The organism is Aminobacter ciceronei, assembly GCF_014138625.1.
Classification (GTDB): domain Bacteria; phylum Pseudomonadota; class Alphaproteobacteria; order Rhizobiales; family Rhizobiaceae; genus Aminobacter; species Aminobacter ciceronei.
The window spans coordinates 1-22,442 of the sequence record NZ_JACJHY010000058.1 but is presented as its reverse complement, the minus strand read 5'-3'; the positions used below and the strand labels follow the sequence as shown (position 1 = coordinate 22,442).

The 22,442-nt window shown below is 61.3% G+C and carries 18 protein-coding genes and 1 tRNA gene; 1 reads left to right on the top strand and 18 read right to left on the bottom strand.

Going from position 1 to position 22,442, the window contains the following annotated elements:
* The 4 genes from HNQ95_RS31740 to rpsL form a co-directional block, all read right to left on the bottom strand.
* Nucleotides 1–131: GTP-binding protein (locus HNQ95_RS31740; protein WP_246341008.1), on the bottom strand; the 131-nt coding region annotated here is incomplete at its 3' end.
* A 67-nt stretch (nucleotides 132–198) separates the two neighbouring features.
* On the bottom strand, nucleotides 199–2,289 hold the full coding sequence (fusA, locus tag HNQ95_RS31735) for an elongation factor G (protein ID WP_067961879.1): 2,091 nt from the start codon (nucleotides 2,287–2,289) through the stop codon (nucleotides 199–201).
* A gap of 32 nt (nucleotides 2,290–2,321) precedes the next feature.
* Nucleotides 2,322–2,792: a 30S ribosomal protein S7 gene (gene rpsG / locus HNQ95_RS31730; RefSeq protein WP_067961877.1), complete on the bottom strand. Its 471-nt coding sequence runs from the start codon at nucleotides 2,790–2,792 to the stop codon at nucleotides 2,322–2,324.
* 76 nt (nucleotides 2,793–2,868) lie between these two features.
* Nucleotides 2,869–3,240 carry a 30S ribosomal protein S12 gene (gene rpsL, locus HNQ95_RS31725; RefSeq protein WP_008837709.1) on the bottom strand — a complete coding sequence of 124 codons (372 nt, stop codon included), beginning with the start codon at nucleotides 3,238–3,240 and terminating at the stop codon, nucleotides 2,869–2,871.
* Nucleotides 3,241–3,714: 474 nt separating this feature from the next.
* On the opposite strand from rpsL, the gene HNQ95_RS31720 reads away from it, so the two are divergent.
* Nucleotides 3,715–3,996 (top strand): transcriptional regulator, encoded by a 282-nt coding sequence (locus HNQ95_RS31720; RefSeq protein ID WP_115732109.1) that lies wholly within the window; start codon nucleotides 3,715–3,717, stop codon nucleotides 3,994–3,996.
* Nucleotides 3,997–4,021: 25 nt separating this feature from the next.
* Here HNQ95_RS31720 and HNQ95_RS31715 read toward each other — a convergent pair whose 3' ends face one another.
* From HNQ95_RS31715 to HNQ95_RS31650, 14 genes are all read right to left on the bottom strand, one after another.
* On the bottom strand, nucleotides 4,022–5,437 hold the full coding sequence (locus HNQ95_RS31715) for an APC family permease (RefSeq protein ID WP_154384196.1): 1,416 nt from the start codon (nucleotides 5,435–5,437) through the stop codon (nucleotides 4,022–4,024).
* A gap of 199 nt (nucleotides 5,438–5,636) precedes the next feature.
* Nucleotides 5,637–6,731 carry an esterase-like activity of phytase family protein gene (locus tag HNQ95_RS31710; RefSeq protein ID WP_246341080.1) on the bottom strand — a complete coding sequence of 365 codons (1,095 nt, stop codon included), beginning with the start codon at nucleotides 6,729–6,731 and terminating at the stop codon, nucleotides 5,637–5,639.
* Between the two features lie 135 nt (nucleotides 6,732–6,866).
* Nucleotides 6,867–11,063 (bottom strand): DNA-directed RNA polymerase subunit beta', encoded by a 4,197-nt coding sequence (rpoC, locus tag HNQ95_RS31705; RefSeq protein ID WP_067966519.1) that lies wholly within the window; start codon nucleotides 11,061–11,063, stop codon nucleotides 6,867–6,869.
* A 178-nt stretch (nucleotides 11,064–11,241) separates the two neighbouring features.
* Nucleotides 11,242–15,375, bottom strand: a complete 4,134-nt coding sequence (gene rpoB / locus HNQ95_RS31700) for a DNA-directed RNA polymerase subunit beta (RefSeq protein WP_067961871.1) — start codon at nucleotides 15,373–15,375, stop codon at nucleotides 11,242–11,244.
* Between the two features lie 202 nt (nucleotides 15,376–15,577).
* The gene (gene rplL, locus HNQ95_RS31695; protein ID WP_067961869.1) at nucleotides 15,578–15,952 is read right to left on the bottom strand and encodes a 50S ribosomal protein L7/L12; all 375 of its coding nucleotides are present in this window, start codon (nucleotides 15,950–15,952) and stop codon (nucleotides 15,578–15,580) included.
* 54 nt (nucleotides 15,953–16,006) lie between these two features.
* Nucleotides 16,007–16,525 carry a 50S ribosomal protein L10 gene (gene rplJ / locus HNQ95_RS31690; RefSeq protein WP_067961867.1) on the bottom strand — a complete coding sequence of 173 codons (519 nt, stop codon included), beginning with the start codon at nucleotides 16,523–16,525 and terminating at the stop codon, nucleotides 16,007–16,009.
* Nucleotides 16,526–16,913: 388 nt separating this feature from the next.
* Nucleotides 16,914–17,612, bottom strand: a complete 699-nt coding sequence (rplA, locus tag HNQ95_RS31685; protein WP_182576126.1) for a 50S ribosomal protein L1 — start codon at nucleotides 17,610–17,612, stop codon at nucleotides 16,914–16,916.
* Nucleotides 17,613–17,616: 4 nt separating this feature from the next.
* Complete coding sequence (rplK, locus tag HNQ95_RS31680) at nucleotides 17,617–18,045, bottom strand: 50S ribosomal protein L11 (RefSeq protein WP_067961864.1); 429 nt, start codon at nucleotides 18,043–18,045, stop codon at nucleotides 17,617–17,619.
* 155 nt (nucleotides 18,046–18,200) lie between these two features.
* Entirely contained in the window at nucleotides 18,201–18,728 is a 528-nt protein-coding gene (gene nusG / locus HNQ95_RS31675; protein ID WP_067961861.1) for a transcription termination/antitermination protein NusG, read from the bottom strand.
* A 26-nt stretch (nucleotides 18,729–18,754) separates the two neighbouring features.
* Nucleotides 18,755–18,955 carry a preprotein translocase subunit SecE gene (secE, locus tag HNQ95_RS31670; protein ID WP_067966516.1) on the bottom strand — a complete coding sequence of 67 codons (201 nt, stop codon included), beginning with the start codon at nucleotides 18,953–18,955 and terminating at the stop codon, nucleotides 18,755–18,757.
* Nucleotides 18,956–19,258: 303 nt separating this feature from the next.
* Nucleotides 19,259–19,334: transfer RNA gene (locus tag HNQ95_RS31665), tRNA-Trp, on the bottom strand.
* A gap of 152 nt (nucleotides 19,335–19,486) precedes the next feature.
* Nucleotides 19,487–19,996, bottom strand: a complete 510-nt coding sequence (locus tag HNQ95_RS31660) for a metal-dependent hydrolase (protein WP_182576125.1) — start codon at nucleotides 19,994–19,996, stop codon at nucleotides 19,487–19,489.
* An 89-nt stretch (nucleotides 19,997–20,085) separates the two neighbouring features.
* Nucleotides 20,086–20,565, bottom strand: coding sequence for a group II truncated hemoglobin (locus HNQ95_RS31655; protein ID WP_182576124.1), 480 nt, complete (start codon nucleotides 20,563–20,565; stop codon nucleotides 20,086–20,088).
* An 86-nt stretch (nucleotides 20,566–20,651) separates the two neighbouring features.
* The gene (locus tag HNQ95_RS31650) at nucleotides 20,652–22,253 is read right to left on the bottom strand and encodes a hypothetical protein (protein ID WP_182585857.1); all 1,602 of its coding nucleotides are present in this window, start codon (nucleotides 22,251–22,253) and stop codon (nucleotides 20,652–20,654) included.
* Nucleotides 22,254–22,442: the final 189 nt, after the last annotated feature.

The following is a 22,442-nucleotide window of genomic DNA, read 5'->3' as shown; positions in this document are numbered from 1 at the left end:
TGGTCGTAGGCCTTGAACTCGCCGAAATACTTCGTGATCGCAGCAGTCAGCGACGTCTTGCCGTGGTCAACGTGACCAATCGTGCCGATGTTCACATGAGGCTTATTACGCTCGAATTTACCTTTTGCCATGTGAGGTCTCCATTCTTGCTAGCCCAGTAAGGGCGTTGAATTAATAAAACGCTGCAATTCCTTGGAATTACGCGTATTTCTTTTGAACTTCCTGAGCGACCGCGGTCGGAACCGGCTCGTAGTGGTCGAACTGCATCGAGTACTGGGCGCGGCCCTGCGACATCGAACGCAAGCTGTCCACGTACTTGAACATGTTTGCCAGCGGCACCATCGCGTTGACGACGACGGCGATACCACGGCTTTCCTGGCCCTGGATCTGGCCACGACGGCTGTTCAAGTCGCCGATGACGTTGCCGACATAGTCTTCCGGCGTGACGACTTCGACCTTCATGATCGGCTCGAGCAGCTGGACGCCCAGCTTCGGAGCAGCTTCGCGAAGGCAGGCGCGGCCGGCGATTTCGAAGGCGAGAACCGACGAGTCGACATCGTGGTAGGCACCGTCGATGAGCGTCGCCTTGACGCCGATCATCGGGAAGCCAGCGAACGGACCCGACGACAGGACGCTGCGGAGGCCCTTGTCGACGCCCGGGATGTATTCCTTCGGAACAGCACCGCCGACGATCTTCGATTCGAAGACGAAGTCTTCGCCCTCGGGGTTCGGCTCGAACACCAGCTTGACGCGAGCGAACTGACCGGTACCACCCGACTGCTTCTTGTGGGTGTAGTCCTGCTCGTGGGTGCGGGTGATCGTCTCACGATACGCAACCTGCGGAGCGCCGACATTCGCCTCGACCTTGAACTCGCGACGCATGCGGTCGACGATGATGTCGAGGTGCAGCTCGCCCATGCCGGCGATGATGGTCTGGCCCGACTCTTCGTCCGACTTGACGCGGAACGACGGATCTTCAGCAGCCAGGCGGTTGAGCGCGAGGCCCATCTTTTCCTGGTCGCCCTTGGTCTTCGGTTCGATCGCGATCTGGATGACCGGCTCGGGGAATTCCATGCGCTCGAGGATGACCTGGTGCAGCGGATCGCAGAGCGTGTCGCCGGTGGTCGTTTCCTTGAGGCCGGCCAGAGCGACGATGTCGCCGGCATATGCTTCTTCGATGTCCGAACGTGAGTTCGAATGCATCTGCAGCATACGGCCGAGACGCTCCTTCTTGCCCTTGACGGTGTTTTCGAGCGAAGCGCCCTTGACCACCTTGCCCGAGTAGATGCGGCAGAAGGTAAGCGAACCGACGAACGGATCGTTCATGATCTTGAAGGCCAGCATCGACAGCGGCTCGCTGTCGTCGGCGTGACGCTCGATCTCGGCTTCGGTCTTGGCATCGATGCCCTTGATGGCCGGGACGTCGAGCGGGGACGGCAGGAAGTCGACGACGCCGTCGAGCAGCGGCTGCACGCCCTTGTTCTTGAAGGCCGAACCGCAGAACATCGGGAAGAACTTGACGGCGATGGTGCCCTTGCGGATCAGCGCGCGCAGTTCGTCGTTGGTCGGCATCTTGCCTTCGAGGTAGTTCTCGAGAGCCGTCTCGTCCATTTCGACGGCGGTCTCGATCATCTTCTCGCGGAACTCTTCAGCCTTGGCCTTGAGGTCTTCCGGGATCTCGACGACGTCCCAGGCAGCGCCCAGGCTCTCGTCGCGCCAGACGAGCGCATTCATCTCGATCAGGTCGACGACGCCCTTGAATTCCGACTCGGCGCCGATCGGCAGCTGAACGGCAACGGCGGTCGCACCGAGGCGCGACTTGATCATCTCGTACGAGCGATAGAAGTCGGCGCCGATCTTGTCCATCTTGTTGCAGAAGATCATGCGCGGGACGTGGTACTTGTCCGCCTGACGCCAAACGGTTTCGGTCTGCGGCTCGACACCGGCGTTGGCATCGAGCAGCGCAATGGCGCCGTCGAGAACGCGCAGCGAACGCTCGACTTCGATGGTGAAGTCGACGTGGCCGGGGGTGTCGATGATGTTGAAGCGGCGCTGCTGGCCGTCACGGCCCTTCCAGAAGGTCGTGGTGGCAGCGGACGTGATGGTGATGCCGCGCTCCTGCTCCTGCTCCATCCAGTCCATGGTGGCAGCGCCGTCATGGACTTCGCCGATCTTGTGCGACTTGCCCGTGTAATAAAGGATGCGCTCGGTGGTCGTGGTCTTGCCGGCGTCGATATGCGCCATGATACCGAAATTGCGGTAGTCTTCGATCTTGTATTCGCGGGCCATGGGAGGTGCCTCTCAGTCGTTCGGACGCGCTATTACCAGCGGTAGTGCGCGAAGGCGCGGTTGGCTTCCGCCATCTTGTGGGTGTCTTCACGCTTCTTGACGGCGGTGCCGCGGTTGTTCGCCGCGTCCATCAGCTCGCCCGAGAGGCGGTCGACCATGGTGGTCTCGTTGCGGTTGCGGGCAGCAGTGATCAGCCAGCGAATGGCGAGTGCCTGACGGCGCTCGGGGCGCACATCGACCGGAACCTGGTAGGTGGCGCCGCCGACGCGACGCGAACGCACTTCCACGTGCGGCGCGACATTGTCGAGCGCCTGATGGAAGACAGTGACCGGCTCCTGCTTGGTCTTGGCCTGAACCTGGTCAAGCGCACCGTAGACGATCGTTTCGGCGATCGACTTCTTGCCATCATACATGACGGCGTTCATGAACTTGGTGACGACGAGATCGCCGAACTTGGGATCCGGGTTGATTTCGCGCTTATCTGCACTGTGACGACGGGACATAGCTTTTGTCTCTCAAACTTGACTGGCGCTATATGACGCGGAGAACCTCGCGCAGCACCTAATTGCAGAAGCCGAATTACTTCGGACGCTTAGCACCGTACTTCGAACGGCGCTGCTTGCGGTTCTTCACGCCCTGCGTGTCGAGCACGCCGCGGATGATGTGATAGCGAACGCCCGGAAGGTCCTTCACGCGACCGCCGCGGATCATGACCACGGAGTGCTCCTGAAGGTTATGGCCTTCGCCCGGGATGTAGCCGATCACTTCAAAGCCATTGGTCAGGCGAATCTTCGCGACCTTACGCAGAGCGGAGTTCGGCTTCTTCGGCGTCGTCGTATAGACGCGCGTGCAGACGCCACGCTTCTGCGGGTTGGCCTGCATGGCCGGAACCTTGTTGCGCTTCACCGGCGCAATGCGCGGCTTGCGGATCAGCTGGTTGACGGTAGGCATTAAACCCTCTTGTCTCTCAATTCCGTGTCTTAAGCCCGTTCGGGGCGGCTTCAAGCGCGAAATCCATACGCGAATTCGGGCCACAAACCGCGATCTGCGGTCTTGCCCGAACAAAGGCAGAGGAAGCGAATCCGCTTCATGCACGCCGGAAATGTCTTCTCGCTCGTAAAAAACGAACCCTGTTTGAGGTGAACTCCAAAGCACGTCGCTTCGGAAAAGCCAACCTCACATCGGCTCAGACGACGCGGTATCTACTCGCATGACCGCGAACCGTCAAGCCCACCCCCCCAAAAACCTTAACGAAACCGGGGCTTCGGGCGGGTTGGCGGGCTTGCGGCAACTATATTGCGCTGCAACATGGGCTGTAAGTCAGTTTATAAGGCTGTTTGTCCTGTCTTGCACCCCGCCTTCGTGCGAAAATCGGGGAAACCGGGGCGAATCCCCCGCAAACGAATCCAGATCCAGGGAATCACCATGAACGACAACGACGAACGGCCCGTGACGATCATCACCGGTCGGGTCTGGCGCAAGAAGGGCGGCAAGCCCGAAGGCGTCCACATCATGCTGGTGGCGCCCGACGACGACAGCGCCGTGCGCTCGGCGCTGGACGCGCTGGCAAAGGAGGGTTACGCCGAAGCAGAACTCGATCAGATCGGCGACATGCAGGGCGAACCTGACGACGAGCCGCACATCTCCGCCTATCAGGGGGCCCTCGAAGGCGAAGTCTCGATCGTCACCTTCAACGAGCCGTTCTGAGTCAGCGCATGTATATATAGAGAGGTCAGTTGACTGGCCCTGCCCCGCCGATGTCGGCCATCTCAGGTTCGGCAGGCTTTTGGCCAGTGGCGCGATTGACCAGCACGGTGACGAACCACAACACGACACCAATGCCGATCAGGATACCGGCGATCTTGTATTGAACAGGGTCGCGCCCAGTCCAGGGGCCGGCGAAGAAAGCGCAAGCCACGGCTCCCAGGATCGGCAACAGCGTCGGGGTGCGGAAGTGATCGTGCCCAACCCTGTCCTTGCGCAGCACCAGCACCGCGATGTTGACCACCGTGAAGACGCATAGCAGCAGCAGTGCGGTTGTGCCGCCCAGCGCCGGCACCTCGCCGACGAATGTGATCAGCGCGAAAGCGAGCAAGGTGGTGAAGCCGATCGCGATGTAGGGCGTGCGACGCGAGGCGTGAACCTTGCCTAGCACTTTCGGCAAGACGTGTTCGCGGCTCATGCCATAGACCAGACGGCTCGCCATCAGCATGTTGATCAAGGCGCTGTTGGCGACGGCAAACATGGTGATGAAGCCGAAGATCTCAACCGGGAAGTTCGGCGCGCCGGCCTGGACGACCTTGAGCAGCGGCGTCTCGCCCTCGCCCAGTTGTTCCGGCGGCACGAGCGTGATCGCCGAGATCGACACGAGCACGTAGATCACGCCGGTGATCAGCAAACCGGTCAGCAGCACCTTCGGGAAGATGCGCGTCGGATCCTTGCACTCCTCGGCCATGTTGACCGAGTCCTCGAAGCCGACCATGGCGAAGAAAGCGAGCGTCGTCGCCGCGATCACCGACCAGAAGGCGCTGCGGTCGGGCGCCGAGTGGAACTGAGTGATACGGGAGACGTCGCCCTCACCGGCGCCGATCGCCCAGAGGCCGATGACGATGATGATCATCAGGCCGGTGAACTCGACGCAGGTCAGCACGACATTGGCTTTGACACTTTCGCCGACGCCGCGGAAATTCACGGCTGCGACGATCGCCATGAATGCCAGACCGATGAGCGTGATGCCATAGGTGCCGGACAGGCCGAGATCGAAAGCCCCAGACATGTTGGCAGCGAAGGCGCGCGAGGCCGTCGACGCCGAGGTGATGCCCGAGCACATGACGGCGAAAGCGACGATGAAGGTGATGAAATGGATGCCGAATGCCTTGTGGGCGTAGAGAGCGGCACCGGCCGCCTTCGGGTATTTTGTGACCAGTTCGAGATAGCTGAAGGCAGTGATGACCGCGACGACGAAGGCAATCAGGAACGGCAGCCAGACCACGCCGCCAACCTGCTTGGCCACCTGCCCGGTCAGCGCATAGATGCCGGTGCCCAATATGTCACCGACGATGAACAGCAACAGAAGCCACGGGCCCATGACGCGATGGAGGCTCGGCTCGACCGCCTGTCCTTTCGCATTGGAGGGGACATCGGTCATCGGGCACTCCTTTCAGGGCTGATGCACTTCAAGGAGGAGGCTATTTTCGCAACCTCGGGATGTCAAACGCCGCCAATACGTTAGAACAGACGCAGATGCGGCTGACAGCTCGTCGACCGGTGCCATCCCTGCGAGATCTTGGGAAAGGCCGCCAGATTGCGCCGGCGGCCCTTTCACCGAAGGATCTGCAGCGCTCGGATCAGTTCGTCGCGGCATCCAGTTTGAGCACGACGAACTGGGTGAACTGCTCCGGGTTGAAGTTGTTGTCGGAGGCAATGACCAAAGTGCGCTGGCCGTCGATCTCCGGTCCCCATGTCACCGACTCGATATTGTCGATGTCGAGACCAAAGTCACCCTCACCCAGCTTAAGAACCTTGCGCTTGGGCATCGCGGTTGCCGCGACGCCCTTGATCGAGGCCGCCCCCTTCACGTCAGTCGCGCCGGAGAAACTCGCCAGGTAGAAATTGATCTCGCTGCCGATGCCGAGCGCGAAAGAGCGTTCGATCGCAAACAGTTGGTCCGGTCCGAAGAACATGAACTCGGAGAGACCGTTGTCGTTGTAGAACGGGTCCTGGGTCGCCTTGGTGAAGATCGGCCCGTTGTCATAGACATACTCGGCCGTGACTGCACCGCTGGCAATGTCGAAGCCGATGACGCGCGACGGGCTGCCGGCTTCCAGCGTCGCCTTCTCGCCGTCCTGTGCCAATGCGTTCTCGGTCCCCGCCCAAAGGGTCTTGCCGTCGGGCGAAATGGCAAGACTTTCGAAAGCCAGGTTGCCGCGAACACCCCGTGTCCTGTCGGCATCGGGCAGATAGGCTTCGGGAATGGCAAAGCTCCTGACATGGGTGCCGTCGGGTTTTGCCTCATAGATTGCGGGTCGGCCGGCGGCATCACCCTCGCTCGACCAGAAGATACGGTTGGCCGCCGCATCAAAGCGGATCGCCTCGGGGTCGACGTCCTTCTTGGCGAAGGCAGCACCTTCGGCGTTGCGTAGCTCCGCGCTCGACACGATGTCGATGCCGTGAACGCCCTTGCCGTCGATGGCAAGCTTCAGCGTGTAGAGCCGCGCCGGCGCGCGCTCAGAGCGGTCGTCAGAAATGGCGTAGAACAGCCCGCTCGCAGCGTCGTAGTCGAGACCGGAAATCCCGCCGAACTCGGCGCCCGCGATCTTCAGTCCGGTCGGCAGCACGACCTGGCCGAGCAACGATGCCTTGAATAGCGTGGCCTCCTCGGCCTGGGCTGGCAAGGCAGCCGACGCCAACAGGGCAGCGAGGGTGGAAAAGACGGTTTTCATGATGACGGCCACCTGGCATGTGCGTTGAAGCAGCATGATTAGCGGCGGCATTTGACAGCGGCATGAAGCCCTGTTGTCACCGAAATGAAAAAAGGGGGCCGAGGCCCCCTTTTCCAGTTCCTTGCGACGACACTCCTACTGAGCGGCGTTGACCATGTCGGTCAGGATCGGCTCGGCCACTTCCGCACCCGAGAGCTTGCGGCGCTCGTCGAGGATCAGCTCGTCGCGCGAGGTGGCGATGCGCCGGATCTGGCTCATCATGCCGCCCGTGCCGGCCGGGATCAGGCGGCCGACGATGACGTTTTCCTTCAGGCCCTGCAGCATGTCGGTCTTGCCGGCGACAGCTGCTTCGGTGAGCACGCGGGTCGTTTCCTGGAAGGAAGCGGCCGAGATGAAGGACGGCGTCTGCAGCGATGCCTTGGTGATACCGAGCAGAACCGGCTGACCTTCGGCAGGCTTCTTGCCTTCCTCGATCAGGCGCTCGTTGATCTCGTCGAACTCGATGACATCGACGTGATCGCCCGGGATATAGATAGAGTCGCCCTGTGCGGTGATCTCGACCTTCTGCAGCATCTGCCGGACAATGACCTCGATGTGCTTGTCGTTGATCGACACGCCCTGCAGTCGGTAGACTTCCTGGATTTCATTGACGAGGTAGGAAGCGAGAGCTTCCACGCCCTTGATGGCCAGGATGTCGTGCGGCGCCGGGTTGCCGTCGAGGATGTAGTCGCCCTTTTCGATGGCGTCGCCGTCCTGGAGATGGAACGGCTTGCCCTTCGGGATCAGGTATTCGACCGGTTCAAGCGTCGAGTCATGCGGCTCGATGATGATGCGGCGCTTGTTCTTATAGTCGCGACCGAAGCGGACCGTACCATCGATCTCGGCGATGATGGCGTGATCCTTTGGACGACGGGCTTCGAAGAGCTCGGCAACACGCGGCAGACCGCCGGTGATGTCCTTGGTCTTCGCGCTTTCCATCGGGATACGCGCCAGAACGTCGCCAGGGCGAACCTGTGCACCCGGCTCGACCGAGAGAATGGCCTCGACCGAGAGCAGGAAGCGGGCATCGCCGCCCTTCGACAGCTTGCCAACCTTGCCCTTGGAGTCCTGAACCACGATCGCCGGCTTCAGGTCGTTGCCGCGCGGGGTCGACCGCCAGTCGATGACCTCACGCTTGGTGATGCCGGTCGACTCGTCGGCCGTTTCCTGGACGGAAATGCCGTCGACCAGATCCTCGAACGCCACACGGCCTTCGATTTCGGTGAGGATCGGACGGGTGTAGGGATCCCACTCGGCGATACGCTGGCCGCGCTTCACCTTGTCGCCATCGTCCACGAAGATACGCGAACCATAAGTGACGCGGTGGGTGGCGCGCTCCTTGCCGGTCTCGTCGAGGATCAGGATCGCCATGTTGCGGCCCATCACGACGAGGTTGCCGTCGGAGTTGCGAACCACGTTGCGGTTGCGGATCTCGACCTTGCCCTCATACGAGGCTTCAAGGAACGAGCTGTCCACCACCTGCGCGGTACCGCCCATGTGGAAGGTACGCATGGTGAGCTGCGTGCCCGGCTCGCCGATCGACTGAGCGGCGATGACGCCGACAGCTTCGCCCTGGTTGACAGGGGTACCGCGTGCCAGGTCGCGACCGTAGCAGACCGCGCAGACACCGACCTTGACTTCGCAGGTCAGGGCCGAACGGATGCGAACCGACTGGACGCCAGCCTTCTCGATGACCTCGATGTCACGCTCGTCCATGAGCGTGCCGCCCTTGACCAGCAGATCGCCAGTGACCGGGTGGTTGATGTCGTCGAGCGCGGTGCGGCCGAGAATGCGCAGGCCGAGCGAAGCGACAACCTGGCCGGCATCGACGATCGGCTGCATGGTGAGGCCCTTGTCGGTGCCGCAATCAACCGAGTTGACGATGCAGTCCTGCGCCACGTCGACGAGACGACGGGTCAGGTAGCCGGAGTTTGCCGTCTTCAGAGCGGTATCCGCGAGACCCTTGCGGGCGCCGTGGGTCGAGTTGAAGTACTCGAGAACCGTCAGACCTTCCTTGAAGTTGGAAATGATCGGCGTCTCGATGATTTCACCCGACGGCTTGGCCATCAGGCCGCGCATGCCGGCGAGCTGGCGCATCTGAGTGGGCGAACCACGCGCACCGGAGTGCGACATCATGTAGATCGAGTTCATCGGCTTCTGACGACCGCTGTCCTCGAACTCCACCGCCTTGATGCGGGCCATCATTTCGTCGGCGACCTTTTCCGAGCACTTGGCCCAGGCGTCGACGACCTTGTTGTACTTCTCGCCCTGAGTGATCAGGCCGTCATTGTACTGCTGCTCGTATTCCTTGGCCAAAGCCTCGGTGTCGGCGACCAGCTTCTCCTTGGTATCCGGGATCAGCATGTCGTCCTTGCCGAACGAAATGCCGGCGCGGCAGGCATGAGCGAAGCCGAGAGCCATGATGCGATCGCAGAAGATGACCGTCTCTTTCTGACCGCAGTGGCGGTAGACGGTGTCGATCATCTTGGAGATGTTCTTCTTGGTCATCTCCTGGTTCGCGGTGTCGTACGGCACGTTGACGTTCTTCGGCAGCAGTTCGCCGATGATCATGCGGCCAGGGGTCGTGTCGTGGATCTTGGACACGACATTGCCTTCGGCGTCGACCGTGCGGAAGCGACCCTTGATCTTGGCGTGCAGCGTGACAGCCTTGGTCTCAAGCGCGTGCTGGAGTTCGCCCATGTCGGCAAACACCATGCCCTCGCCCGGCTCGTTCTGGTTGACGATCGAGAGGTAATAGAGACCGAGAACCATGTCCTGCGACGGCACGATGATCGGCGCGCCGGAAGCCGGGTGCAGGATGTTGTTGGTCGACATCATCAGCACGCGTGCTTCGAGCTGAGCCTCGAGCGACAGCGGAACGTGGACAGCCATCTGGTCGCCGTCGAAGTCGGCGTTGAAGGCCGTGCAGACGAGCGGGTGCAGCTGGATCGCCTTGCCTTCGATCAGCGTGGGTTCGAAGGCCTGGATGCCCAGGCGGTGCAGCGTCGGTGCGCGGTTGAGCAGAACCGGATGCTCGCGGATGACCTCGTCGAGGATATCCCAAACCTCAGGCTTTTCCTTCTCGACCAGCTTCTTGGCCTGCTTGACGGTCGAGGAGTAACCCTTGGCGTCGAGACGAGCGTAGATGAACGGCTTGAACAGCTCGAGCGCCATCTTCTTCGGCAGGCCGCACTGGTGCAGCTTGAGCTCCGGACCGGTCACGATGACCGAACGGCCGGAATAGTCGACGCGCTTGCCGAGGAGGTTCTGACGGAAGCGGCCCTGCTTGCCCTTGAGCATGTCGGACAGCGACTTCAGCGGACGCTTGTTGGCGCCGGTGATGACGCGGCCACGGCGGCCGTTGTCGAACAGAGCGTCGACGGCCTCCTGCAGCATGCGCTTCTCGTTGCGGATGATGATCCCCGGCGCACGGAGCTCGATCAGGCGCTTCAGGCGGTTGTTGCGGTTGATGACGCGGCGATAGAGATCGTTCAGGTCGGACGTCGCAAAGCGACCGCCGTCCAGTGGGACCAGCGGACGCAGGTCCGGCGGGATCACCGGCACGACCTTCATGATCATCCACTCGGGGCGGTTGCCCGACTCCATGAAGTTCTCAACCACCTTGAGGCGCTTGAGATACTTCTTCTGCTTCAGTTCCGACGTCGTCGTCGCAAGCTCGGAGCGCAGGTCGCCGGCGATCTTCTCGAGATCCATCGAGGCGAGCAGGTCGTGAATGGCCTCAGCGCCGATCATGGCGGTGAAGCTGTCCTCGCCATACTCGTCGACAGCGATCTGGTACTCTTCCTCGCCGAGGAGCTGGTGCTCCTTGAGTGCGGTCAGGCCCGGCTCGGTAACGATGTAGTTCTCGAAATACAGGACGCGCTCGATATCCTTGAGCGTCATGTCGAGCAGCGTGCCGATGCGGCTCGGCAGCGACTTCAGGAACCAGATGTGGGCGACGGGCGCTGCGAGCTCGATGTGGCCCATGCGCTCGCGGCGAACGCGCGACAGGGTGACTTCCACGCCGCACTTTTCGCAGATGACGCCCTTGTACTTCATGCGCTTGTACTTGCCGCACAGGCACTCGTAGTCCTTGATCGGGCCAAAGATGCGGGCGCAGAACAGCCCGTCACGCTCCGGCTTGAAGGTGCGGTAGTTGATCGTCTCCGGCTTTTTTATTTCGCCGAACGACCAGGACAGAATCTTCTCAGGGCTGGCGAGCGAAATCCGGATGGAATCGAACACCTGCGCAGGCGCCTGGGGGTTGAAGAGATTCATGACCTCTTGGTTCATGCCGTTCTCCTTTTCGGGGCCCACGAAAGCCCCTTTTCATCGTGTGCGGGCCAGAGCGCCCGCCAGCTTTCGGCCATCGCCGAAGAATTCTCATCGATGAACGCGATCAGTACCCAACCATGGGGATCGCGTTCAGGCGGCTACGCCGCGGGCAAATCCCGCGGCGCGCCTTTGGTGCTTACTCGGCGGCGTTCGGCAGCCGATGGTTTTCGTCGACCTTGGTGTTCTCAAGCTCGACGTTGAGGCCCAGCGAACGCATTTCCTTGACAAGAACGTTGAAGCTCTCGGGGATGCCCGCTTCGAACGTGTCGTCGCCGCGCACGATCGCCTCGTAGACCTTGGTACGGCCGGCCACGTCGTCCGACTTCACGGTCAGCATTTCCTGCAGCGTGTAGGCGGCGCCGTAAGCCTCGAGCGCCCAGACCTCCATTTCGCCGAAGCGCTGGCCACCGAACTGCGCCTTGCCGCCCAGCGGCTGCTGGGTCACGAGCGAGTACGGTCCGATCGAACGGGCGTGGATCTTGTCGTCGACCAGGTGGTGAAGCTTGAGCATATAGATGTAGCCCATGGTCACCTTGCGGTCGAACGGCTCACCCGTACGGCCATCGTACAACTGCGACTGGCCAGAGGTGTGAAGACCCGCCTGCTCCAACATGATGTTGATGTCGGCTTCATGCGCGCCGTCGAACACCGGGGTCGCAATCGAGACGCCACGCTTCATCTGCTCGCTGAGGCGAACGATGCTTTCGTCGTCGTAATCGCGGACCGGCTCGTTGCGGTCGTTGGCCGGAATGAAGCTCTCGAGCGTCTCGCGCAGCGGCTTGATATCGCCACCAGACTTGTACGCCTCGATCAGCTCACCGATCTTCTTGCCCATGCCTGCGCATGCCCAGCCCAGATGCGTTTCCAGAATCTGGCCGACATTCATGCGCGAAGGCACGCCGAGCGGGTTGAGCACGATGTCCGCATGCGTGCCGTCTTCGAGGAACGGCATGTCCTCGACCGGAACGATACGCGACACGACACCCTTGTTGCCGTGACGGCCGGCCATCTTGTCGCCGGGCTGCATCTTGCGCTTCACCGCAACGAAGACCTTGACCATCTTCATGACGCCGGGCGGCATCTCGTCGCCGCGCTGCACCTTCTCGACCTTGTCCATGAAGCGCTGCTCGAGCTGCTTCTTGGAGTCGTCGTACTGGCCGCGCAGAGCTTCAAGCTCACCCTGCATCTTCTCGTCTTCGACGGCGAACTGCCACCACTGCGAACGCGGATAGTCGTCCAGCGTCTCCTTGGCGACGGTCGAGCCCTTCTTGAAGCCCTTCGGTCCGGCAATCGCGTCCTTGCCGATGAGCATGTCGCTCAGACGGCTGTAGACGTTGCGATCGAGGATCGCCTGCTCGTCGTCACGGTCCTTGGCGAGACGCTCGATTTCCTCGCGCTCGATTGCCATGGCGCGTTCGTCCTTCTCCACGCCGTGGCGGTTGAAGACGCGCACTTCGACGACGGTGCCGAAGGTTCCGGGCGGCATGCGCATGGAGGTGTCACGGACGTCGGACGCCTTTTCACCGAAGATGGCACGCAGAAGCTTCTCTTCCGGCGTCATCGGGCTTTCGCCCTTCGGTGTGATCTTGCCGACCAGGATGTCACCCGGTGCAACTTCCGCACCGATGTAGACGATACCGGCTTCGTCGAGGTTCTTCAGAGCCTCTTCCGAAACGTTCGGAATGTCGCGCGTGATTTCCTCTGGCCCGAGCTTGGTGTCGCGCGCCATGACCTCGAACTCCTCGATGTGGATCGAGGTGAAGACGTCGTCGGCCACGATGCGCTCGGAGAGCAGGATCGAGTCCTCGTAGTTGTAGCCGTTCCACGGCATGAACGCGACGAGCACGTTGCGACCGAGAGCCAGATCGCCGAGCTCGGTCGACGGACCGTCAGCGATGATGTCGCCCTTGTTGACCCGGTCACCCATGCGAACCAGCGGGCGCTGGTTGATGCAGGTGTTCTGGTTCGAACGCTGGAACTTCATCAGACGGTAGATGTCGACGCCGGATTTGCCCGGATCGAGGTCTTCGGTCGCACGGATAACGATACGGGTCGCGTCGACCTGATCGACGATACCGCCGCGGCGAGCGCCGATGGCAGCGCCAGAGTCACGGGCAACGATCGGCTCCATGCCTGTACCGACGAACGGAGCCTCGGCGCGCACCAGCGGCACGGCCTGACGCTGCATGTTCGAGCCCATCAGAGCGCGGTTGGCGTCGTCGTTTTCCAGGAACGGGATCAGCGCAGCTGCGACCGACACCATCTGCTTCGGCGAAACGTCCATAAGGTCGACGTTTTCGCGCGGCGCCATCATCACTTCGCCAGCGTTGCGGCAAATGACGAACTCGTCGACGAAGTGGCCGTCCTTGTCGAGCGCGGCGTTGGCCTGGGCAACGAAGTGCTTGGCCTCTTCCATCGCCGAGAGATAGACAACCTCATTGGTCAGCGTGCCGTCGACGATCTTGCGGTACGGGCTCTCGATGAAGCCGTACTTGTTGACGCGTGCGAAGGTAGCCAGCGAGTTGATCAGACCGATATTCGGGCCTTCCGGCGTCTCAATCGGGCAGATACGGCCGTAATGCGTCGGGTGCACGTCGCGGACTTCGAAGCCCGCGCGCTCGCGGGTCAGACCACCAGGTCCAAGCGCCGAAAGACGACGCTTGTGGGTGATCTCCGACAGCGGGTTGGTCTGATCCATGAACTGTGACAGCTGCGAAGAACCGAAGAACTCGCGCACGGCGGCGGCCGCCGGCTTCGCGTTGATCAGGTCCTGCGGCATGACCGTGTCGATCTCGATCGAGGACATGCGTTCCTTGATCGCGCGCTCCATGCGAAGCAGACCGACGCGGTACTGATTTTCCATCAGCTCGCCGACCGAACGGACACGGCGGTTGCCGAGGTTGTCGATGTCGTCGATTTCGCCCTTGCCGTCGCGCAGTTCGACAAGCGTCTTGACCACGGCAAGGATGTCATCCTTGCGCAGGACACGGACGGTGTCTTCAGCGTCGAGCTCGAGGCGCATGTTCATCTTGACGCGGCCGACAGCCGACAGGTCGTAGCGCTCGCTGTCGAAGAACAGCGAGTTGAACATGGCTTCAGCGGTTTCGAGCGTGGGCGGCTCACCCGGGCGCATGACGCGGTAGATGTCGAACAGAGCATCCTGGCGGCTCTCGTTCTTGTCGACGGTCAGCGTGTTGCGGATATAGCCACCGACGTTGATGTGGTCGATGTCGAGGATGTTGATCTCTTCCTCGCCAGCCGCCAGCAGCGTCTTCAGCGTCTTTTCGTCGATCTCGTCGCCGGCTTCGAGGAAGATTTCACCGGTGGCGTAGTTGACGATGTCCTCGGCGAGATAGCTGCCGAAGAGGTCATCTTCGGTCGCCTTGATCGCCTTGAGGCCCTTCTCGGCAAGCTGTTTGGCCTGGCGCGCGGTGATCTTCTTGCCGGCTTCGACAACGATCTCGCCGGTGTCGGCGTCAACCAGGTCGCCAACGGCCTTGAGGCCGCGGAAACGCTCGACCGAGAACGGAATGCGCCAGTGGTCGCCCGACTTCTTGTAGGTGATCTTGTTGTAGAAGGTCGACAGGATCTCTTCGCCGTCCATGCCGAGCGCCATCAGCAGCGACGTCACCGGAATCTTGCGGCGACGGTCGATGCGGGCATGGACGATGTCCTTGCTGTCGAACTCGATGTCGAGCCACGAGCCACGGTAAGGGATGACACGCGCGGCAAACAAAAGCTTGCCCGACGAGTGCGACTTGCCCTTGTCGTGATCGAAAAACACGCCCGGCGAACGGTGCATCTGCGAGACGATGACGCGCTCGGTGCCGTTGACGATGAAGGTGCCGTTGGACGTCATGAGCGGCATGTCGCCCATATAGACGTCCTGCTCCTTGATGTCCTTGATCGACTTCGCGCCGGTGTCCTCGTCAATATCGAACACGATAAGGCGCAGCGTCACCTTGAGCGGCGCAGCGAATGTCAGATCGCGCTGACGGCACTCGTCGACGTCGAACTTGGGCGCTTCGAACTCGTACTTGACGAATTCAAGCATCGACGCGCCGGAAAAATCAGAAATAGGGAAGACCGACTTGAAAACGGCCTGCAGTCCCTCGTCCGGACGGCCACCCTTGGGCTCGTCCACCATGAGGAACTGATCGTATGATGCCTTCTGAACCTCGATGAGGTTCGGCATCTCCGCAACTTCCGGGATCTTTCCGAAGAATTTGCGTACGCGTCTGCGGCCATTGAAAGTCTGGACCTGGGCCATCGTCGCTCCTTGCTGCCTCTTGGGGTGAGCGTCGCTAATGCTCACCTTGCATGCGCGCCGCCTCAGCGGCGGCCTATCCAAAACGGGCGAAAACCCGTTTCCTGAAAGCCGCATTGCGGCCCTCAGGAAATAGGTTCCCCTCAATCCCCCGGGTCACGGGAGCCGGTGGGCGGCAACTGTGCCGCCCACCGAAACCGTGAGCTTACTTGAGCTCGATCTTGGCGCCAGCTGCTTCCAGCTGAGCCTTGAGCTTCTCGGCGTCGGCCTTCGAAACGCCTTCCTTGACGGGCTTCGGAGCGCCTTCGACGAGGTCCTTGGCTTCCTTGAGGCCCAGGCCGGTGATGGCGCGGACTTCCTTGATGACTTCGATCTTCTTGTCGCCGGCAGCTGCCAGGATGACATCGAACTCGGTCTTCTCTTCGACCGGTGCAGCAGCAGCGCCGCCGCCAGCAGCAGCAACAGCCACGGGAGCTGCAGCCGAAACGCCCCACTTCTCTTCGAGGAGCTTCGACAGCTCAGCCGCCTCGAGGACGGTCAGGGCCGACAGGTCGTCAACGATCTTTGCGAGATCAGCCATTTTTCTATTCCTTCAATCAGTTCGAACGTGAGTTGATGATAGCGAGGAACGGCCTCATGCCGCCTCGTCCTTCCGGGCATAAGCGCCAATGACGCGCGCGACCGAAGCCGCCGGCGCATTGACGATCTGGGCGATCCGGGTAGCCGGGGTGGCGATCATGCCAACCAGCTTTGCACGCAGCTCGTCGAGCGACGGGAGCGAGGCGAGAGCCTTCACACCATCGGCGTTGAGCAAGGTCGTGCCCATCGAACCACCAAGGATGACAAGCTTGTCATTGGTCTTGGCGAATTCGGACGCGACCTTCGGCGCTGCAATCGGATCTTCCGAATAAGCAACCAGCGTCTGTCCCTTGAACAGATCGATGATGTTTTCGGATTCCGTGCCCTGAAGAGCGATTTTGGCGAGACGGTTCTTCGCGACTTTGACGGTGCCGCCGGCCTGACGCATCTTCACGCGAAGATCGTTCATTTGCGCGACGGTGATACCGGCATAGTGGGCCACGACCACTGAACCTGCGTTCGAGAACGCGTCATTCAGGCCCGTGACGAGTTCGCGTTTTTCCGCTCTGTCCACTGCCTATCTCCAGTTGACCGCCTCCCATTTGCGGGGTGAGCGGTCGGGTTGCCTTTTGCCGGGCGGCCAATCCAGAAATTCCAGATCACCCGAACGGCGCTCGAGGATCCTGCCCCCTTTCGCCACACCTGACGGGCTTTCGGCCCGGCGCGATGCGCAGACAAAAGGCAAACACGGTTCGAACCTTTCATTGGAGCAGAGGCTCCGTTGTCTGGTCTTCACCCGTCTCATGCAGGCCCATTCGAATTAAGGACCAAGGGTCGCCTGGACCGCCTGCAATCTCGGACAGGATTTTCGAAAGCTGTTGCCAGCTTCCGAAAATCCGGGCCCGGAGGCCCGGAATACTATTCAGGATCCAGCCGTTGCCGGCTGACCCCGCTTCAAATCATCAGGACGCTGCGAGCGTGCCGAGGTCGACCTTGAGGCCTGGGCCCATCGTCGAGGTGACGGAGACCTTCTTGACGTAGACGCCCTTGGCGCCTGCCGGCTTGGCCTTGTTGACCGCGTCAGCGAAAGCGCGGACGTTTTCTTCCAGCGCCTTGACGTCGAACGAGACCTTGCCGACGCCAGCGTGGATGATGCCGGCCTTCTCGACGCGGAACTCGACGGCGCCGCCCTTCGAAGCCTTGACGGCTGCTGCGACGTCGGTGGTGACGGTGCCGACCTTCGGGTTGGGCATCATGCCGCGCGGGCCGAGCACCTTACCGAGACGGCCGACCAGCGGCATCATGTCGGGGGTGGCAATGCAGCGGTCGAAGTCGATCTGGCCCTTCTGGACGATATCGACGAGATCTTCCGCACCAACGACGTCGGCGCCGGCGGCGCGGGCTTCGTCAGCCTTGGCATCACGTGCGAACACGGCGACGCGGACGGTACGGCCCGTGCCGTTCGGCAGGTTGACCACGCCGCGGACCATCTGGTCAGCGTGGCGCGGGTCGACGCCGAGGTTCATGGCGATTTCGATGGTCTCGTCGAACTTGACCGACGAGCGAGCCTTCAAAAGCTCGATGGCTTCACCAAGGCCATAAGCCTTGTTCACATCGATGCCTTCGCGGGACTTGGAAACGCGCTTTGCAATCTTAGCCATGATCTCAGCCCACCACTTCCAGGCCCATGGAACGAGCCGAGCCTTCAACCATCTTGATGGCGGCTTCGATGTCGTTCGCGTTCAGATCCTTCATCTTGGTCTCGGCGATCTCACGCACCTTGGCGCTGCTGATCTCACCAGCCTTGACCTTGCCCGGCTCCTTCGAGCCCGACTTCAGGTTGGCAGCCTTCTTCAGGAAGTAGGACACCGGCGGCGTCTTCATGACGAAGGTGAACGACTTGTCCTGGTAATAGGTGATCACGACCGGGATCGGCGATCCCTTCTCGAGCTCCTGGGTCTGCGCGTTGAACGCCTTGCAGAACTCCATGATGTTGATGCCACGCTGACCAAGCGCCGGACCGATCGGGGGCGACGGCGTCGCCGAACCCGCGGAAACCTGGAGCTTGAGCTGGCCCGCTATTTTCTTAGCCATCTCTTTCCTGCTTTCGTCTTATGCCGGATGACCCGGCGGTTGCAGTTCGGTGGTGCGAAAAAGACAACCGGCTAAGCTGCCTCATCTCCCACCATGCTTGCGCCAGGCCTGCGCCCGACACTGCCTTCCACCGAAACCGGTGACAGACGCTTCGATCAGCCCTTTTCGACCTGACCGAATTCGAGATCGACAGGCACGGCGCGCCCGAAGATCGAAACTTCCACCTTGAGGCGCGCGCGCTCCTCGTCCACTTCCTGGACGAAACCGTTGAACGACGCGAACGGACCGTCGGAAACGCGAACCGCTTCGCCGATCTCGAAGGTGACCGACGGCTTCGGGCGCTCGACGCCTTCCTGAACCTGGTTCAGGATGCGCTGGGCCTCGGATTCCGTGATCGGCACGGGCTTCGAATCGCCAAGGAAACCAGTGACCTTCGGCGTGTTCTTAACGAGCGAGAACACGGCATCGGTCAGATGGGCCTTCAAAAGCACATAGCCCGGGAAGAACTTGCGCTCGGCATCAACCTTGCGGCCGCGGCGAACCTCAACAACCTTCTCGGTCGGAACGACGATCTGCTCGATCTGCTCGCTCAGGCCCTTCTGCTTGGCCTTGTGCTCGATGTCCTCGGCGACCTTCTTTTCGAAGTTCGAATAGGCGTGGACGATGTACCAGCGCGCAGTCATCTCAGGAATTCTCCGTATTCGCGACCTTAACGGCCCATGCCCAAGATCTGCTCGACGGCGAATGCCATCAGCTGGTCAGCGGCAAAAAAGAAAATCATCGCAATAATTGCAAAGCCGAGAACCATGACCGTGGAGATCATCGTCTCGCGCCGTGATGGCCACGTCACCTTCGCCGTTTCCGACCTTACCTGCTGCAGAAAGGTGAAGGGGTTCGTGGTTTTCGCCATGTGCCGCTCTGCTCTCAACGTCCGTTGACCGGACTTCTGGATGATCCCGTGACCGGGAGATGCCATCACATGGCCGATATCCACGCCGAATCAGCGCAACATTTCGCCCATGCAATTCGGACGCGTAAAGCCGGATCCCCAGCTCCACGCGCCGCGTGTCTGTTTCGCTTACATAAAACCGATTCTCTCTCCACGCAAGTGGCAGGAACAAGCTTTACGTTTGTACGCCGCGTCGGAACCATCCAGTCGTTCCGTTCCGGCTATTGCAGTCCTTATGCCTGAATTAGCGAATTCTGGCAAGACTGGCACGGGCAGCAGGGCTCGAACCTACGACCTGCGGTTTTGGAGACCGCCGCTCTACCAACTGAGCTATGCCCGTGCATCTCGCCGCGCATCATCTGCGCAGCACGGGCTTCCTAGGGATTTCCACCGCATCTGTAAAGAGCGCAATGCGTGATGTCGGAAACATTCACAGGCGGATTTCGTCAGGCGTAACACAAGCGCCCTCTCCCGCCCGATGGCTACCGGCGTTCAGCTGCACGCGGCTTTCGCCAGTTTGCGCTGCCGAATCTGTTTGACGGCCAGGAACGCTGCCCAAGCACAGATGGTGATCTCGAGCGCGAAGGTCCAGTGCAGGACAAAGCTCAGCACCCAGTGCGAATAGCGCGCCGGAATGGTGACAAGCTCGACGGAGACGTCGCTGAACGGCATCAGCCACAGCATCGGCGCTGCAATCGAATCGAGCACCATGTGGATCATGGCGGCAAAGAAGAACACCGCGGCCGCGGATGCGAACCGTGGCCTCAGCCACTTGACCAGCGGCAGGACGACACATCCAAGCGCGACCCAGAACAGCGGCCAGTGTGTGATGAAGCTGTGGTGGTGCGTCTGCTGGCCGTCGACCATGTAGAAGTAGAACATGTCGAGGTCGGGCGCGATGCTGCCCAAAAGCGCGGCGGGCATAACCGCGCGGGTACCAGGCCTGACGTACCGAGCCAGCATCCCCAGGACGAAACCGGCCGGCAGATGCGCGATCAGCATGCGATTTCTCCCCTGTCCCAAGACAGGTTCCGCGAAATTACGGCGGTTTTTGGGGTCGGGGCATTGCCTGAGCAGGCCCAGGCTTCATCTCACGATTTGGCTGCTGGCACGTAAGGTCCGCCAGGAACGCCCCAGCCCCAACGAGGCATAGGCTCGTGCAGCGCCGGTGCGGCACCGTCCTGTGAATTCAGCTTGGCCAGCCGCGTGCCCCATTCGAGATAGGCTACGAATGCCGAACGAAACTCGGGATCGTCGGGCAGCTCCACCTCGTCGGAGGCATCGAGCAACAGCGCGATCCACCGCCGGCGCTGCTCCTCGGTCAGGTGGCGATTGAGGTGGTGGCTGATCATCGCGGGATGGCCGCCATGGTTTTCACTATAATCCTTCGGTCCGCCGAACACCTCGCCGACGAACGCAGCGACATGCGCGGGATGGTCGCCGGACATGTGTCGGAACACAGGCTCGAGCACCGGATCCGCGAGGACCTTGTCGTAAAACACCTCCGTCAGCCGGTTGAGCGCCGCAGCTCCGCCGGCCCAATCGAACAATGTCGGTACGTCTTTCTGCATCGTTTTCCTCCACTTGCTTTGGAGGCATATGGGGAGCTGAAGCGCCGGCGGGAAGTGAGCAACGAAGAACTCCTGCCATGCCCCTCCTAACGCAGCGCGCGGCAGTTCACAGGCCGAGGTGACATCCGGCAAAGGCCGCTGTCGATCAAAAGTTGCGTAGAACCCGACCTGGTCGTCAGATATCCCTCCCGGAGGAGAGCCAGCGCTGCGTGATCCAACTTGTCATAACCGGGTGTCGCGTCGGCGACTTTCGGTCCAACCCCCATCTGCACGAGGTAATGGTTCCGTATTGGAGCATCCAGTGCCGGACTGGCACCCCAGCCTGCTAGAATTCCCTCGCCAATCAGTCGGGTCTTTCCTGCCGACAGCACCAAAAGGCAACTCTCGCCACATTCCGCCCCGCCTGATCCCGCTATGCCCAGATATGGCCGCCCGTCACCTTGCCAGCCGGTGCAGCCCTTGCCGTTCGGCTTGCAGCCGGCGAAGAACGTGCGCCCAACGGCCACATCAAGACCGTTGGCGCGGACAACGCGCCCCATCAGCATCGCGGCAATCGGATCGCCCTCGCTTGAGGAAATTATCAATGGCAGCTTTATGTCACCTAGTTCCTTGAGCAGAGTTTCCAGCCGCTGCGGCGCAGTTTCGTCGACTTGCCCTTCGGCGGAGATCCATTCCGGGCAGTCAGGTTCACAGGCCCCGACCGAACGCACGACTGCGAGCCACATCCCGGGTCCTTTCGGCACGAGCGGCTTGGGGTAGGAATTGGACGCAAGTTTTTTTCCCGGCGCCAGAACGCAGTTCGCAGCAGGAGCCGCGGTCCTGCAGTTCTCGATGCTCACCAGCACGTCGGTAGCATCCAGGCTGGTTATCAGGTTCATGTTGAGCATCTCGACGGGCGCCAGCTGCCGCATCTCGGCGGCGGGAGTGCTTTGCCCGACCTCGTACATCTCCTTCTTGACCCCCATCTCCTTGAGATAGGTCAACATCCTGGCGTTGAACGCCTTTCCCATCTTGGTGGTGGTGTAGCTGCCAACGGTCTTGCGACGGACGACCTTGCGGCTGACGGTCTTCCTCTTGCCTTTCACGACCTTATAGGTCTCGCGATAGGTGATCTTTTGCTGCGTGACATGGGACGTCACCTGATGCACCCCCATATAGGCCCACTGGCCGACATGGCGGCGTACTCCGCCCGCGAACATCATCGAGCAGGCGGAGGCGCAATAGGCGCCAGCCGAGTATAGAGCGCCCTGGTAGATGCCTTTCCTGGCCGGATCGAGCTTGCAGCCCTTCTGATCGGGCGCGCATTCGACGAAGCGTGTCAGCCCGACGCCAATGTCGAGCTTGCGGGTACGCAGCATGCGGCCCAGTTCCAAGGCTGCCTCGACCCGACCGCCTGGCGAGGTCACGATGACCGGCAGCTTCTTGTCGCCGAGTTTCTTGAGAAACTTCTTGAAGGCGGCTGGTGTCGCTGGAGTGATCGCGCCCTCGGCCGAGATCCATTCCGGACAAAAGGGCTCGCATCCCGGAGCAGAGCTGCGCACGACGACAAAGCGCATGGGCGGTCCGTCATTTTCCGGCGGCTTGCTCTTGGCTGCTTCAGCCGACCAGGGGAGAAAAAGGGCAGTTGCGGCGGCAAAGAAAAGCGCCAGGAGAATTCCCCGCCAAACCGCGCGCACTCCTGTCCCCATGACAAATCCCCAGCTGCCTTCTTGCCGAGATACTAATGCGGGATCGGTGACGTGCAATGTGCCGCGCAAACAAAAAGGGCGGCCCGAAGGCCGCCCTCAGACTGCTGACAAACCCCTGGCGAGAGTTGGGGGTTTGTGATTCAGTGGGTGATGTTGAAGCGAGCCGGCCCTGAACAAACCGCACTTGAG

Bases quoted from the DNA above. Each gene is read 5' to 3' on its own strand.
- fusA (WP_067961879.1), bottom strand. From the start codon at position 2,289: ATGGCCCGCGAATACAAGATCGAAGACTACCGCAATTTCGGTATCATG.
- rpsG (WP_067961877.1), bottom strand. From the start codon at position 2,792: ATGTCCCGTCGTCACAGTGCAGATAAGCGCGAAATCAACCCGGATCCC.
- rpsL (WP_008837709.1), bottom strand. From the start codon at position 3,240: ATGCCTACCGTCAACCAGCTGATCCGCAAGCCGCGCATTGCGCCGGTG.
- HNQ95_RS31720 (WP_115732109.1), top strand. From the start codon at position 3,715: ATGAACGACAACGACGAACGGCCCGTGACGATCATCACCGGTCGGGTC.
- HNQ95_RS31715 (WP_154384196.1), bottom strand. From the start codon at position 5,437: ATGACCGATGTCCCCTCCAATGCGAAAGGACAGGCGGTCGAGCCGAGC.
- HNQ95_RS31710 (WP_246341080.1), bottom strand. From the start codon at position 6,731: ATGAAAACCGTCTTTTCCACCCTCGCTGCCCTGTTGGCGTCGGCTGCC.
- rpoC (WP_067966519.1), bottom strand. From the start codon at position 11,063: ATGAACCAAGAGGTCATGAATCTCTTCAACCCCCAGGCGCCTGCGCAG.
- rpoB (WP_067961871.1), bottom strand. From the start codon at position 15,375: ATGGCCCAGGTCCAGACTTTCAATGGCCGCAGACGCGTACGCAAATTC.
- rplL (WP_067961869.1), bottom strand. From the start codon at position 15,952: ATGGCTGATCTCGCAAAGATCGTTGACGACCTGTCGGCCCTGACCGTC.
- rplA (WP_182576126.1), bottom strand. From the start codon at position 17,612: ATGGCTAAGATTGCAAAGCGCGTTTCCAAGTCCCGCGAAGGCATCGAT.
- rplK (WP_067961864.1), bottom strand. From the start codon at position 18,045: ATGGCTAAGAAAATAGCGGGCCAGCTCAAGCTCCAGGTTTCCGCGGGT.
- nusG (WP_067961861.1), bottom strand. From the start codon at position 18,728: ATGACTGCGCGCTGGTACATCGTCCACGCCTATTCGAACTTCGAAAAG.
- secE (WP_067966516.1), bottom strand. From the start codon at position 18,955: ATGGCGAAAACCACGAACCCCTTCACCTTTCTGCAGCAGGTAAGGTCG.
- HNQ95_RS31660 (WP_182576125.1), bottom strand. From the start codon at position 19,996: ATGCTGATCGCGCATCTGCCGGCCGGTTTCGTCCTGGGGATGCTGGCT.
- HNQ95_RS31655 (WP_182576124.1), bottom strand. From the start codon at position 20,565: ATGCAGAAAGACGTACCGACATTGTTCGATTGGGCCGGCGGAGCTGCG.
- HNQ95_RS31650 (WP_182585857.1), bottom strand. From the start codon at position 22,253: ATGGGGACAGGAGTGCGCGCGGTTTGGCGGGGAATTCTCCTGGCGCTT.